Here is a 14,594-nt window from a genome sequence, read left to right as displayed (position 1 = left end):
GGTGCCACCGGGAAGGTCAGACTGTGCGAAAACTACATGGAGCGGTGTTGCAAAGACTGCCGGGTTAAAAACAGGATTCAAGTGTGGGCGTGCGCTGCAGCAGCGCACAGAGCCCAGCCATCAATTTCAATTCAGCCGCAGCGCCTGCGGGCCCGCGCCCAGGCGGAAGGCACCCACCACTTCGGCCAGACGAGACGCCTGGTCTTTCAGGCTTTCGGCGGCGGCGGTGGACTCTTCCACCAAGGCTGCATTCTGCTGGGTCATCTGGTCCAGCTGGGTCACTGCCACATTCACCTGGCCAATGCCCTGGCTCTGTTCCGAAGCGGCTGCGCTGATCTCTCCAATGATGTCGGTCACGCGGCGCACGGAACTCACGATCTCGCCCATGGTGGTTCCGGCGTTCTGCACCAGGGCAGCACCCGACTCGACCTTCTCCACGGACACGCCGATCAGCGTCTTGATCTCCTTGGCCGCCTGGGCCGAACGCTGGGCCAGCGAGCGCACTTCGCTGGCCACCACGGCAAAGCCACGGCCCTGCTCGCCAGCACGGGCGGCTTCCACGGCGGCGTTGAGGGCCAGAATGTTGGTCTGGAACGCAATGCCGTCGATGGTGCCGATGATGTCGGCAATCTTCTTGCTGCTGGTGTTGATTTCGTCCATGGTGGTCACCACCTGCGCCACCACTTCACCGCCGCGCTGGGCCACTTCTGCGGCCGACACCGCCAGCTGGTTGGCCTGCACGGCCGAATCGGCGCTCTGGCGCACGGTGCTGGTCAGCTCTTCCATCGAGCTGGCAGTCTCCTGCAGGCTGCTGGCCGTTTGCTCGGTGCGTGCGCTCAGGTCCTGGTTGCCGATGGCGATCTGGGTGCTGGCGGTGGAGATGCTGTCCACCACACCCCGCACTTGCTGGAGCGAGCGGTGCAGAGCGCTGCGCATGGCATCCAGCGCGCGCAGCAGGTGGCCGGTTTCGTCATTGGCGTAGCTCGCCTGGGGGGCACCCGTCAGGTCCATGTTGGCGATGGTCTCTGCAATGGCCTCGGCCTGGCGCAGCGGGCGCGTGATGCTGGTGGTCAGCAGCCAAGCCAGCAAGGCGCCCAGCAGCAGCGACACCCCGGTGCAGATCTGCAGCAGCAGCGTGGTCTGGGCACGCAGCTCCTCGCTTCGCTTGCCGGCAGCATCTAGTTCAGCGCGCTGGCCATCCACCATCTGCTGCACGCCCGCCAGGTAGCTGCGGGAGGTGGGCTCAAACCGCTCGGTGAAAACCTTGTTGGCGTTCTCGGCATCGCCCGCCTGTTTGAACTTGCTCACTTCCTCGCGGGCCGCCAGGTAGTCCTTGCGCAGGTCACCCACCTTGGCAAAATGCTGCTTCTTCTCCGGCGTGTCCATCTTGGACTCGATGAATTTCTGCAGCTCATTGGTATCGCGGATCGACGCGGCGGTGGCGGGCGCAAAGTAGGGGATCAGGCTGGCATCACTGCTCTTGGCAATGGCTGCCGCGCGCTGCACGCCCGATGTGGTGTGGCGCAGCCAGTCCGAGCCAGCGCGCTCGGTCTTGATGTTGTCGTTGACCATGGCGTCGATCTCTTTGCCCAACTGGCTGAGCTTGACCACGGCCACCACGCTGCTGGCAAAAAACAGCGCCAGGATGAGGCCGAGCACCAGGGTCAGGCGCTTGCCAATGGAGATTTGACTGAGAAACATGGAAGGCTCCAAAAAAGGGGGCTACACGGCACCTGTGCACTCCGCAAGGGAGCGCTGGATAAGGGCCATGGTGGTAGATCACCCCGTGGGCCTGGGCCGGACGCAATTCGAACGAATACTTACTATTTTAAGGGTTTACCCACGCCGCCGCCCTGCCGCGCGGGCGACAGCGCACCAACCCGCCGATTCGCACTGGCAATCCGCGCTATGCCCGCCGCACACAGCTCAGTAGTCGTGCTCCACACACCGCTCAAAGGTTTCCTTGAGCTTGTGCTCCCACACACGCTTGTCGGCATTGCTGGCAAAACTCGCCTCAAAGCTGTTGAACGCCAATTGGTAGGCGTGTTTCGCCGTGAGGCCCGTGGCGGCAAACACCTGGGTGAAGTTCTCATTGATGTAGCCGCCAAAGTAAGCGGGATCATCCGAGTTGACCGTGGCGGCCAGCCCGGCGTCGAGCAGCTTGCCCAGGTTGTGGTCCGCCAGGTTGGGAAACACGCACAGCTTCTGGTTGGACAGGGGGCACACCGTGAGCGCAATACGGTCCTGCGCCAGGCGCTGCATCAGGGCCGCGTCGTGCACCGCCTGGACCCCGTGGTCGATGCGCTCGACCTTGAGCACATCGAGCGCGCTCCAGATGTAGGCAGGAGGGCCCTCCTCGCCTGCATGGGCCACCAGGTGCAGGCCCAGTTCGCGACAGCGGGCGAACACGCGGGCAAACTTTTCGGGTGGGTGGCCCAGTTCGCTGGAATCCAGCCCTACGCCAACGATCTTGTCGAGCAGGGGCATCGCCTGCTCCAGGGTCTCGAAGGCGGACTCCTCACTGAGGTGGCGCAGGAAACACAGGATGAGCGTGGCACTGATGCCCAGCTCCCTGCGTGCATCTTCACAGGCCCGGTACAGGCCGTTGATGACCGTCTCCATGGCAACGCCGCGTGCGGTGTGGGTCTGCGGATCGAAGAAGATTTCGGCGTGCAGCACGTTGTCGCGCGCTGCTCGCCCCAGGTAGGCGCGCGCCATGTCATAAAAGTCCTGCTCGTGCAGCAGCACGCTGGCACCCGCGTAGTAGATGTCCAGAAAACTTTGCAGGTTGGTGAACGCGTAGGCGCTGCGCAGTGCCTCCACACTGGCATAGGGCAAGGTCAATTCGTTGCGCTGCGCCAGTGCAAAGATCAGCTCAGGCTCCAGGGAGCCCTCGATATGGATATGCAGCTCGGCCTTGGGCATGGCGCGCAGCAGCGTGGGCAGGCGCTCGGCGGAAATGGGGGGCACTTTAAACATCAGCAGACTCCAAAGGTGATGCCGCTCTGGCGCAAAAAGCGGCGGTAGGCAGATGATGCCTTGTCGGCGGCGGTATGCAACTCCGCCCGCAGGTCCAGCGGCAGACACTGTGGCGTCTGCGACTCCAGCACGGGCTGGTCTTGCGTGAAGATGGTGTGCTGAAAGGCCTGCAGCTTCTCATCGGGCGAATCGAAATCTGCCACGGCCAGGCGAAACCACACGCGGCTGCGCACCGGGGTGATCGGGCAGATGAACAGCGCTATGGACTCCCGCCAGCCATCCACGGCCGTGGTGCCCGCCTCGGGCACCTTGGTCAGCACGGCCGCGTAGGGTGCCGTGACTTCGTAGGTGTACTCCACCTGGGCCGGGGCGGTGGAGTGCAGGTTGGACTGGGGTTGCCAGGCCTTGCAGCCGGTGGCCAGCAAGCCAGTGGGTGTGGCCTCAACGCGGTAGTCATCAATGGCAGGGACGTCGCGGCTGCCCAGCCAGCCTTCGTGCACAAAACCAAAGTGCGACATGTCGAGGAAATTCTCGATGATGCGTGGCGCACTGGCTTCCACGTCGTAAGGGCCGCAGTTGAGCTTGCGCAAGCGCAAGTCCCCTTCGGCGGCGAATGGGGGCAGCGCTGCACTGCCCGGCGCAATGCGCACCCACACCAGGCCATGGGCCTCGCAGGCCTCATGGTGCCGGGCGCAGTGCGTGGTGGGCGGCACAAACGCAGGCAGTGCGGGCACATGCGTGCACTGGCCCGAGCCCTCGAACTGCCAGCCGTGGTACGGGCACTCCAGCCGCCCCTGCACCGTCACCCGGCCCAGCGACAAGCGCGCACCCCGGTGCGGACACCGATCGGCCAAGGCCTGCACCCCACCCAGGCCATCACGCCACAGCACCAGCGGCTGGTCCAGCAACTGCACGGCCAGTGGGGTGTTCGCCACATCACCCGCCAGTGCCACGGGGTGCCACAACGTCGATTCGACCATCGTCCCTGCTCCAAAAAAGCACTCAACAATGAAAAAGGGCCACCCAGGAAGGTAGCCCTTTTGAACTGGCAGCCCCAAGAGGCTGCCTGATGACGGGTCAGAAGTGCTTACTTCTTCTCGCCGCCGGGGATCTTGCCTTCCACGCCCTTGACGTAGAAGTTCACACCGCCCAGAAACTTGTCATCGGCCACCGTGTCTTTGGCCAGCACTTCCTTGCCGTCCTGACCCACGATCGGGCCCTTCCAGATCTGGAACGACCCGTCGGCCAAGCCCTTCTTCACGGCTTCGACCTTGGCCTTGGTGTCGGCAGGCACGTCTTCGGCAATGGAGACGATGTCGATGGCGCCTTCCTTCACGCCCCACCAGCTCTGGCCCGTGGCCCACTGGCCTTCCAGCGCGTCCTTGGTGGCCTTGATGTAGTACGGGCCCCAGTTGATGACGGCCGAAGCCAGGTGGGCCTTGGGACCGTAGGCGGTCATGTCGCTGTCCCAACCGAAGGCGCGCTTGCCCTTCTCTTGTGCGGTCTTGAGCACAGCAGGCGAATCGGTGTTCTGGAACAACACATCCGCGCCACCGTTGATCAGGCTGGTGGCGGCTTCGGTTTCCTTGGGTGGGCTGAACCATTCGTTCACCCAGACCACCTTGGTCTTGATCTTGGGGTTGACCGACTGCGCACCCAGCGTGAAGCTGTTGATGTTGCGGATCACTTCAGGAATCGGCACCGAGCCCACCACGCCCAGCGTGTTGGACTTTGTCATGGCACCGGCAATGATGCCCGCCATGTACGCGCCTTCGTAGGTGCGGCTGTCGTAGGTGCGCATGTTTTCGGCCGTTTTGTAGCCGGTGGCATGCTCGAACTTCACGCCCTTGTTGTCTTCCGCGACCTTGAGCATGGACTCCATGTAGCCGAAGGTGGTGCCGAAGATCAGCTTGTTGCCCTGGCCGGCCAGGTCACGCAGCACGCGCTCGGCGTCGGCGGACTCGGGCACGCTTTCCACAAAGCTCGTCACGACCTTGTCGCCGAATTCCTTCTCGATGGCCTTGCGGCCGTTGTCGTGGGCGAACGACCAGCCACCATCGCCCACCGGGCCGACGTAGGCAAACGCGATCTTCAGAGGCTCGGGCTTGGGCGCCGGTGCTTCTGCCACGGGAGCCGGTGCGGGCGCGGGGGCCGGTGCCGGTTCTTCCTTCTTGCCACAGCCCACGAGGGCAGCAGCGGCCACGGCGGAGAGCGCTGCCACCTTGAGCATGGAGCGTTTCTGCAGATCAGTCATGTCGGTTTCCTTATTGAAGAAGTAAGACTTGCAAAGGTTGAGGGACGAAAACACTAATTATGGGGCGATCTACCACCGGGTAACCAGCAATTCTTGGGACCAGTGCTTGTTCACGAACCCGGATAAAACGGCTTGCCCAGCGATGCCGGCATGTTGATGCGGATCCACGCCGGATTGCGCGAGATCAGCGCCAACACCACGATGGTCGCCACATAGGGCAGCATGCTCAGCAACTGGCTGGCCACCTGCACGCCCGTGGCCTGCAAATGGAACTGCAGCATGGTCACGCCGCCAAACAGGTAAGCACCAAGCAACACCCGTGCCGGGCGCCACGTGGCAAAGGTGGTCAGCGCCAGCGCGATCCAGCCGCGCCCGGCCACCATACCCTCCACCCACAGCGGGGTGTAAACGGTAGAGATGTACGCGCCGGCCAGCCCGCACAGCGAGCCACCGGCCACCACGGCGGCCAAGCGAATACGGCGCACGGGGTAGCCCAGCGCATGGGCCGACTCGGGCGACTCGCCCACCGAGCGCAGCACCAGCCCGGCGCGCGTGCGGTACAGGAACCAGATCAGCCCCGCCACCAGCAGCATGGTGACGTACACCAGCGGGTGCTGCCGGAACAGCGCGGGGCCGAGCAGTGGCACATCGCCCAGCACCGGGATCACGTATTTGGGCAGCTCTGGCAGCTTGGCCTGGACGTAGCTGATGCCCGCAAAGGCCGAAAAACCCACGCCGAACAGGCTGAGCGCCAGCCCCGTGGCGTACTGGTTGGTGTTGAGCCAGATCACCAGCACACCAAAGATGGCCGCCAGCAGCGCGCCAGCGGCCATGCCCGCCGCAAACCCCAGCCAGGTGTTGCCCGTGTGCACCACGGTGGCAAACCCCGCAATGGCGGCGCAGAGCATCATGCCCTCGGCCCCCAGGTTGACGATGCCAGCTTTTTCATTGATCAAGAGGCCCAGGGCTGCGATGGCCAGAACGGTGCCCGCGCTCAGCGTGGCGCCGATCAGGAGTGCATAGGATTCCATTACTTGCCTCCCTTCGCGGCCACCCAGCGGATGCGGTAGGCGATCAAGGTGTCACAGGCCAGCAGCGTGAACAGCAGCAGGCCCTGGAACACGCCCGTGAGCGACTTGGGCAGGCCCATGCGCGACTGCGCCAGCTCGCCGCCGATGTAGAACATGCTCATGAGGATGGCCGACAAAATCATGCCCACCGGGTGCAGCCGCCCCACAAAGGCCACGATGATGGCGGCAAAGCCGTAGCCTGCGGGCACATACGGCGTGAGCTGGCCAATGGGCCCGGCCACCTCCAGCGCGCCCGCCAGGCCCGCCGCACCGCCTGAGATCAGCAGCGCCGTCCACAGTGCCTTGCGCGACGAGAAGCCCGCATAGCGCGCCGCTGCAGGGGCCAGCCCGCCCACCTGCTGGGCAAAACCGGCCCGCGTGCGGAACAGAAACACCCACAAGGCCGCAGCACCCGCCAGCGCCAGCAGCAGCCCGATGGACACGCGCGAGCCCTGCATCAGGCGCGGGATCTGCGTGACTTTCTCGAACGTCTTGGTCTGCGGAAAGTTGTAGCCCATGGGGTCTTTCCATGGGCCATAGACCAGGTAGCCCAGCACCAGCGTGGCCACATAGACCAGCATCAGGCTCACCAGGATTTCATTGGCGTTGAACTTGTCGCGCAGCAGTGCCGTGAGCCCCGCCCACACCATGCCACCCAGCACCCCGGCGAGCAGGATGGCGGGCACGATCCACGGCCCGGTGGTCTTGTCGGCCAGCAGCGCCACGCCGCCCGCCACCACGGCGCCGATGACAAACTGGCCTTCGGCGCCGATGTTCCACACGTTGGAGCGGAAGCACACCGCCAGCCCCAGCGCAATGAGCAACAGCGGCGTGGCCTTGACCATGAGTTCGCCAATGGCGTACTGCGTCTTGATCGGCTCCCAGAAGAAGACCTGCAACCCGCGCACCGGGTCCTTGCCCAATGCGATGAACAAGGCCACACCAATCAACACCGTGACGGCCAGCGCCAGCAGCGGCGAGCCATAGGTCCACCAGCCAGAAGCCTGGGGGCGCGGTTCCAGCTTAAGCATGCTGCACCTCCGCTGCCTTGGCCTGTTGTGCGAGGTGCGCTTGGACATCGGCATGCCACAGCCCGCTCATCCATTCGCCAATGCGCTCTACCGTGGCCTCGGCGCGCGGCACGGACGGCGACAAATGCCCCTTGGCCACCACGTGCAGCCGGTCACAGATCTCAAACAATTCGTCCAGCTCCTCACTCACCACCAGCACGGCGCAGCCCGCATCGCGCAGCGCCAGGATGGAGCCGCGAATCTGCGCCGCAGCCCCCACGTCCACACCCCAGGTGGGTTGCGAGACGATGAGCAGCTTCGGGTTGGCATCGATCTCGCGCCCCACGATGAACTTCTGCAGGTTGCCGCCCGACAACGACTTGGCCGCTGCGTTGGGACCGCCCGCCTTCACATTGAAGCGCCGGATGATGTCCTCGGCATGCTTTTGCAGCGCGCCCACCTTGATCCAGCCACTGCCGCTGACCGCATTGGTGCGCGTGAGCAGCAGGTTGTGCGCCAGCCCCATGGTGGGCACGGCGCCCCGGCCCAAACGCTCTTCGGGCACAAAGTGCAGGCCCAGCGCACGGCGCTGGCCGGGGCCCATGCGGCCTGCGTTCTGGCCCGAGACCTGGATGCTCGCAGGCTCGGCCCGTTGGTCTTCACCCGACAGCGCATACAGCAGCTCTTTTTGCCCATTGCCCGACACGCCGGCAATGCCCACCACTTCGCCCGCCTTGACCTCGAACTGCAGGTCGATCAAGTCCACGCCGAACTGGTCGGCACGCGGCAGCGACAGGCCCTTGACGCGCAGCACCGTGGCGCCGGTCTGCACCGCGCGGTGCTCCAGCGCGGGCGGCTCGGCGCCAATCATCAGGCGCGACAGGGAGGCATTGGATTCCTCCGCCGGGTTGCACACGCCCGTGACCTTGCCGCCGCGCAGCACGGTGCAGGCGGTGCACAGCGCGCGAATTTCGTGCAGCTTGTGGCTGATGTAGAGGATGCTGCAGCCCTCGCTGGCCAGCTTGCGCAGCACCACAAAAAGCTTTTCGACCGCCTGGGGCGTGAGCACCGAGGTGGGCTCGTCCAGGATCAGCACCTTGGGGTTGGTGAGCAGCGCACGGATGATCTCCACCCGCTGCATCTCGCCCACGCTCAGGGTGTGCACGGGGCGCAGGGGGTCGATGTCGAGGCCGTATTCGGCGGCCTTGGCGCTGATGCGGCCGGTCACTTCGGCCAGCGTCAGGCTCTTGTCCAGGCCCAACCACACGTTCTCGGCCACCGTGAGGGTGTCGAACAGGCTGAAATGCTGGAACACCATGGCGATGCCCAGGGCCCGCGCTTCTTGCGGGTTGCGCACCTGCACGGCCTGGCCGTTGAAGAACACGCTGCCTTCATCGGGCTTGACCGAGCCGTAGATGATTTTCATCAGCGTGGACTTGCCCGCGCCGTTTTCGCCCAGCACGGCGTGGATTTCACCCGGCAGCACCGTGAGCGACACGCCGCTGTTGGCCACCACGGCCGGGTAGCGCTTGGTGATGCCCACCAGCTGCAGCCGTGGCGGCGCCGCACCAGGCGCTGAAGGATTGGAGGGAGAACTCATGCGGGGATTGTCTCTCAGTTTTACAACTTGTTATAAGAATGAAAATACCTCATGGCGCTTGTTCAGCATGCTCAAGCAGCTATTCTTTTCGTAGCGAAGCAGCCACGGTTTTCACGCAATCTCGCAGCCAGGCTGCGGCGGCCGAGTGGTGCGTGCGGGCGTGCCACAGCTGGTAGTACATGAGCCGAGGAAACGGCACCGGGCACGGCAATATGGCCAGCGGAAGTTGCTCCACATACCGCTCGCAGTACTGGCGGCCGGTGGTCAGCACAAGCAAGCTCGATGCCACGATGCTGGGGATGAGGCTGAAATGTGCGCAGCGCGCCGTGATGTGGCGCTGCATGCCCAGGCTGTCCAGGTGGGCGTCGATCACGCCGCGCGCGCCGGGGTGGGTGGGCGTGGGCGCGATGTGTTCGGCGGCCAGCCAGCTTTCCACGTCCCAGCCGCGCCGCACGGCGGGGTGGTCTTTGCCGACCAGGCACACCACCTCGTCACCAAACAGGCGGCCCATGTGCAGGTCGTCCGGCGGCTGGGGCCAGTTGCCAATCACCACATCCACCTCGCCCTGCGCGAGATGGGCGTGGTAGTGCGTGTCGGCCGACAGGGGCAGGATCTCGATGGGGCACAAAGGGGCCTCGACCTTGATGCGGGCCACGAGCTGGGGTAGAAAAAGGGGGTCGAGGTAATCGCTGGCGGCCACACGAAAGGTGCGGGTGGCCGTGCGCGGGTCAAACCCGCGTGCGTCTGAAAACAGCGCCTCGGCCGAGCGCAGGATCGCGCCCGCAGGCTCCACCATGCGCAGCGCAGCATCGGTGGGCATCATGCTGGCGCCCGAGCGCACGAGCAGCGGGTCGCCCGCCAGGTCGCGCAGCCGCTTGAGCGCAGCCGACACCGCCGGCTGGTGCATGCCCAGGCGGACGGCGGCCCTCGATACGCTGCGTTCTGTGAGCACGGTGTGCAAGACCCTTATGAGATGGAGGTCTATCTTGTCGAAAAGGGCGTGGTCTCTCATAGCGGTGTGGGCATGGGTGCCATAAGCTTGCGCATATGCCGGTAACGGTACTGCGTTCTACCCTCTGCTGAACCTTTCCATCCAAGATCGAAGTGGCGTTTGTCATGACAACAAGACCCTTGCAATTCCTGCGCCGAGGCCAGCCCGTGGCGCTGGGCAATGTACCACCCGACCGAACCTTGCTGGAGGTGCTGCGCGAAGACCTGGGCTGCACCGGCACCAAGGAAGGCTGCGGCGAAGGCGACTGCGGCGCCTGCACCGTGGTGCTGGGCGAGGCGCGGGACGGCAAGCTGCACTACAGCGCGGTGAACAGCTGCATCCGCCTGGCGCATTCGGTGGATGGCATGGCGCTGTGGACGGTGGAGGACCTGGCGGAAGACCCACTGATCCAGCCCGTGGGCGATGCCGCAACGGCTCCTGGTCAAACCATCACGCTCCATCCAGCACAAGAAGCCATGGTGCAGTGCCACGGCTCGCAATGCGGCTTTTGTACCCCCGGCTTCGTGATGAGCCTCTTTGGCATGTACCAAAACCATGTGTGCCATGGCCAACCCATCACCCGCGAGCTGGCGCAGGAAGAACTCTCGGGCAACCTGTGCCGCTGCACCGGCTACCGCCCCATCCTGAACGCCGCACAGCAGATGGCCGCCCTGCCAGCGATGGCGGTGAACGAGCCGTTTTTGCTACAAAAATTAGAGCTGCTTGCGCTTGACCATCAAGCGCCAGATGCCAATTCTTCTTATATTTCACCCACCACGCTGCCCGACCTGCTGGCCGCACGCGCCGCGCACCCTGCGGCGCAGGTCGTGGCAGGCTGCACCGATGTGGGCCTGTGGGTGACCAAGCAGCACAAACAGTACGCGCAGATTCTGGATGTGACCCGCGCGGCAGAGCTGCGGCAGATCCAGCAGGACGCACACCACATCACCATCGGCGCCGCCGTCACGCTGACCAACGCCTTTGCGGCACTGACCGCACAGTGGCCACAGCTGCACAGCTTTGCCACGCGCTTTGCGGGCCTGCCCGTGCGCAATTCGGGCACGCTGGGGGGCAACGTGGCCAACGGCTCGCCCATTGGCGACTCGATGCCGCTCTTGATTGCACTGCGCGCCCAGGTGGTGCTGGCCAGCGTGCGCGGCGAACGCGCCATGGCGCTGGAAGACCTGTACACCGGCTACCGGCAGAACGTGATGGCGCCCGACGAACTGCTGGCACGCATCGTGGTGCCCAGGCCGGGTGTCACGGAAGTGCTTCGGGCCTACAAGATTTCCAAGCGCTTCGACGACGATATTTCTGCCGTCTGCCTTGTCATCAACCTGGACATCGAAGCCGACGTGGTGCGCCGCGCCAGCATCGGCGCGGGCGGTGTGGCTGCCACACCAGCCCGCGCGCGCCAGACCGAAGCCGCGCTGACCGGCCAGCCCTGGAATGCCGACACCATCGCCCGCGCTGCGCAAGCGCTGCAAGGCGAGTTCAACCCCATCTCTGACATGCGCGCCAGCGGCACCTACCGCCGCACGGTGCTGGCCAGCCTGCTGCAGCGCTTCTGGCTGGAGAGCCAGGGCGAAGAGGCCGTGAGCGTGGAGAACTTCCGACTGGAGGCTGCGGTATGAACCAGCGCGAATCTCTCCCCACGGGCCTCCCGGTGAGCCGCGACGCCGTGGACGACCCGGTGGCTGCCACCGCCGACGCCCACGCCGCCGAGCCCCAAGCCCCGCAGCAGACCAGCGCACCCGCCAGTCCCCGCGCCATGGGCCAGTCGCACATCCATGAAAGCGCGCGCGCCCAGGTGGCCGGTGCCGCCCACTACATCGACGACCTGCCGGAGGTGAAGGGCACGTTGTACGCAGCGCCCATCCTCTCCACGGTGGCGCATGGCACCTTGAACGGCGTGGATGCCAGCGCCGCCCTGGCCCTGCCCGGCGTGCGCGGCGTGGTGCTGGCGCAAGACGTTCCCGGCGACAAGTTGCTGGCCGCCTTTGCGCACGACGAGCCCGTTTTTGCAGTCGACACCGTGCAGCACATCGGCCAGGTCATCGGCCTGGTGGTGGCCGACTCGGTCATGCAGGCGCGGCGTGCGGTGCGTGCCGTGAAGCTCGACATCGCCCCACTGCCCGCCGTGCTTTCCGTGCACGAGGCACTGAAAGCCGAAAGCTACGTGCTGCCCCCCGTCTTCGTGCGCCGGGGTGACGCCGCCACGGGCCTTGCGCAATCAGCGCACCGCCTGCAAGGCGCGTTTGAGGTGGGCGGGCAGGAGCACTTCTACCTGGAAGGCCAGATCGCCTACGCCCTGCCGCTGGAGCAAAAGCAGTGGTGGATCTACTCCAGCACCCAGCACCCCGGCGAGGTGCAGCACTGGGTGGCGCACGCGCTGGGCATCGACAACCACGCGGTCAAGGTGGAATGCCGCCGCATGGGCGGGGGCTTTGGCGGCAAGGAGACCCAGGCTGGTCACCTGGCCGTGTGGGCCGCCGTGGCTGCCAATAAGTTCGGCCGCGCCGTCAAGCTGCGGCTGGACCGCGACGAGGACTTCATGGTCACCGGCAAGCGCCACCCGTTTGCGTACGAGTACGACGTGGGTTTTGACGACACCGGCCGCATCACGGGCCTGAAGCTGCAGATGGCCGCCAACTGCGGTTTCAGCGCCGACCTGTCCGGCCCCGTGGCCGACCGGGCCGTGTTCCATGCCGACAACGCGTACTACCTGAGCGATGTGGAAATCGCCTCCTACCGCTGCAAGACGAATACGCAGAGCCACACGGCGTTTCGCGGCTTCGGCGGGCCGCAGGGCGTGATCGTGATCGAGGCCATCCTGGGCGACATCGCCCGCGCGCTGGGTCGCGATGCGCAGGACGTGCGGATGGTCAATCTGTACGGCAAGGATGCAGCCGATGGCCGCAACGTCACGCACTACCAGATGACGGTGGAGGACAACATCCTCCACGCGCTGATGCCCCAGCTGGAGCGCGATGCCAACTACCGCCAGCGCCAGGCCGCCATCGCTGCGTGGAACGCCACAAGCCCGGTGCTCAAGCGCGGCCTGGCCATCACGCCCGTCAAGTTCGGCATCAGCTTCACCGCCACGCTGTTCAACCAGGCGGGCGCGCTGGTGCATGTGTACACCGACGGCAGCGTGCAGGTGAACCACGGCGGCACCGAAATGGGCCAGGGCCTGCACACCAAGGTGGCGCAGATCGTGGCCGACGAGCTGGGTGTGCCGCTGCACCGTGTGCTGGTCACCGCCAGCGACACCAGCAAGGTGCCCAACGCCAGCGCCACGGCCGCCAGCAGTGGCACCGACCTGAACGGCCGCGCGGCGCAGTTCGCAGCCCGCAATGTGCGGGACAACCTGGCCTCGTTCGTGTGCGGACTCGATGGCTGCGGCGCGGGCGCCATCCGCTTCGAGGGCGGCCAGGTGATCTCGCCCAAGAAGGTGCGCGCGTTCGACGACGTGGTGAAGGAGGCGTACGCCAACCGCATCCAGCTGTGGAGCGATGGCTTTTACCGCACGCCAAAGATCCACTACGACAAGGCCACGCTCACGGGCCGGCCGTTCTACTACTTCAGCTACGGCGCTGCCTGTTCCGAGGTGGTCATCGACACGCTGACCGGCGAAAGCCGCGTGGCGCGCGTGGACATCCTGCACGACGTGGGTCACAGCATCAACCCGGCCATCGACATCGGGCAGATAGAAGGTGGTTTTGTGCAGGGCATGGGCTGGCTGACCACGGAGCAGCTGGTGTGGAACGACAAAGGGTATCTGGCCACGCACGCGCCGAGCACCTACAAGATCCCGGCGACGGGGGACATCCCCCAACACTTCAAGGTGGAACTGTGGCCCGAGGCCAACCGGGAAGACAACGTGGGCGGCAGCAAGGCGGTGGGCGAGCCGCCGTTCATGCTGGCGATCAGTGTGTACGAGGCGCTGCGCAATGCGGTGGCTGCGGGACGTGAGGGGCGGGACGCTACGGAGCCCGTGGTGTTGATGGCACCGGCGACTGCGGAGAATGTGTTGCGCGCCTTGGGTAAATTGGGCGCGTGAAGGGCGTACCTCCCGACCGTTTCACCGCACGATCCGTTCGGGCTGAGCTCGTCGAAGCCGGGGCGTCACCCTGACCGTTCGGGCCGAGCCTGTCGAAGCCAGGGTTTGAGCGCTGCATTTGCCGCATGCCTGGTTTCAGGGCGGGAGCCGGGGTGTGCGCCCGGCGGCGCAGTAACTTTCTCTTGCCTCGCCAAAAGAAAGTCACCAAAGAGAAGGCGACCCTACACGCTGCGTCCCTTCGCTTCGCTGCGGGCAACCTGCGGTGCTCGCGTCCAGCGGGGTCTCGCTCGAACTCGCTCCACTTCGTTGCGCTCAGACAATCGCGAGCCCTGATCCGCTGGCCGCTGCGCTCCTCGGCGCATCCTGAAGGGAACCCGGGGAGCGGACATCCGTTCGGGCCATTGCTTCGCTCGGCCCAGTTTGTGCAGCGCGTGGCGCTTGCGCCCGCGAGGTGAGGCCGAGCGAAACAAAGGCCCGTGTGGCTGTTCGGCTGTTGGATATTCGGGTGCCCAACCCCCTGCTGGCTGCGCCTGCGGCGGGGCGGTTGCGGGGTGGCATGGGCGTCGGAGCGCCCATGCTTCGTGCTCTGACTCGCCGCAGTTGTTCGAGCGGAGCGCCGCAGGCGCG

Annotated in this window: 10 protein-coding genes; 2 read left to right on the top strand and 8 right to left on the bottom strand. The window is 65.4% G+C overall.

Annotated features, from left to right (window positions below):
- Positions 1-126: 126 nt before the first annotated feature.
- The 8 genes from KW832_RS04355 to KW832_RS04320 form a co-directional block, all read right to left on the bottom strand.
- Positions 127-1,701 (bottom strand): methyl-accepting chemotaxis protein, encoded by a 1,575-nt coding sequence (locus KW832_RS04355; protein ID WP_218298568.1) that lies wholly within the window; start codon positions 1,699-1,701, stop codon positions 127-129.
- A 225-nt stretch (positions 1,702-1,926) separates the two neighbouring features.
- On the bottom strand, positions 1,927-2,979 hold the full coding sequence (locus tag KW832_RS04350) for an adenosine deaminase (RefSeq protein ID WP_218298569.1): 1,053 nt from the start codon (positions 2,977-2,979) through the stop codon (positions 1,927-1,929).
- Complete coding sequence (locus tag KW832_RS04345; protein ID WP_218298570.1) at positions 2,979-3,959, bottom strand: aromatic ring-hydroxylating dioxygenase subunit alpha; 981 nt, start codon at positions 3,957-3,959, stop codon at positions 2,979-2,981. Before KW832_RS04345 ends, KW832_RS04350 begins: the two co-directional genes overlap by 1 nt.
- 107 nt (positions 3,960-4,066) lie before the next feature.
- Positions 4,067-5,233 (bottom strand): BMP family ABC transporter substrate-binding protein, encoded by a 1,167-nt coding sequence (locus KW832_RS04340; RefSeq protein ID WP_055401936.1) that lies wholly within the window; start codon positions 5,231-5,233, stop codon positions 4,067-4,069.
- A gap of 110 nt (positions 5,234-5,343) precedes the next feature.
- Positions 5,344-6,264 (bottom strand): ABC transporter permease, encoded by a 921-nt coding sequence (locus KW832_RS04335; RefSeq protein ID WP_218298571.1) that lies wholly within the window; start codon positions 6,262-6,264, stop codon positions 5,344-5,346.
- A complete protein-coding gene (locus KW832_RS04330; RefSeq protein WP_218298572.1) occupies positions 6,264-7,334 on the bottom strand; it encodes an ABC transporter permease in 1,071 nt (356 codons plus the stop codon). Before KW832_RS04330 ends, KW832_RS04335 begins: the two co-directional genes overlap by 1 nt.
- The gene (locus KW832_RS04325) at positions 7,327-8,913 is read right to left on the bottom strand and encodes an ABC transporter ATP-binding protein (protein ID WP_218298573.1); all 1,587 of its coding nucleotides are present in this window, start codon (positions 8,911-8,913) and stop codon (positions 7,327-7,329) included. The genes KW832_RS04330 and KW832_RS04325 overlap by 8 nt, the downstream gene beginning before the upstream one ends.
- A 79-nt stretch (positions 8,914-8,992) precedes the next feature.
- Positions 8,993-9,925 (bottom strand): LysR family transcriptional regulator, encoded by a 933-nt coding sequence (locus tag KW832_RS04320; RefSeq protein ID WP_082437633.1) that lies wholly within the window; start codon positions 9,923-9,925, stop codon positions 8,993-8,995.
- A gap of 104 nt (positions 9,926-10,029) precedes the next feature.
- On the opposite strand from KW832_RS04320, the gene xdhA reads away from it, so the two are divergent.
- Entirely contained in the window at positions 10,030-11,538 is a 1,509-nt protein-coding gene (xdhA, locus tag KW832_RS04315) for a xanthine dehydrogenase small subunit (RefSeq protein ID WP_218298574.1), read from the top strand.
- A complete protein-coding gene (gene xdhB, locus KW832_RS04310; RefSeq protein ID WP_218298575.1) occupies positions 11,535-13,967 on the top strand; it encodes a xanthine dehydrogenase molybdopterin binding subunit in 2,433 nt (810 codons plus the stop codon). Before xdhA ends, xdhB begins: the two co-directional genes overlap by 4 nt.
- Positions 13,968-14,594 lie beyond the last annotated feature (627 nt).

It is taken from the genome of Acidovorax sp. sif0632, from assembly GCF_019218805.1.
Lineage (GTDB): Bacteria > Pseudomonadota > Gammaproteobacteria > Burkholderiales > Burkholderiaceae_C > Acidovorax > Acidovorax facilis.
Note: the sequence above shows the minus strand (reverse complement) of the source record. Positions and strands in the feature narration are given on the sequence as shown.